Raw genomic sequence first — 341 nt, 5'->3', positions numbered from 1 at the left:
GGGGTGGCGGGCGCCACCCTTGGCGCAACGGGCCCCGCCACCCCCCCCCGCCCGGCCCCTGACAGTTTCCTGCGCGGCCCGCCACGGAATGGAAGAAGAAGATCAAAGGCAACAGCGGGTCGCGCGCTGCGCTTGCTCATCCCAAAACAAAAGAGGGACGCGGCGAAGCCGCGTCCCTCTTTCAAATTCCGTCCCGACAACCCAATGCTCTTCGATCCGTCACCGGGAATCTGCCAGAGGTGGGGCGGGGGGGGGCCCCCGGGGCCCGGGGGCCCCGGGAGGGGCCCCCCCGCCCCCCCACCGAGGGGGACGCGCGCGGCCCCCCGGGGGCCCCCCCCCCC

The organism is Stenotrophomonas sp. (assembly GCF_059505245.1).
Note: the sequence above shows the minus strand (reverse complement) of the source record.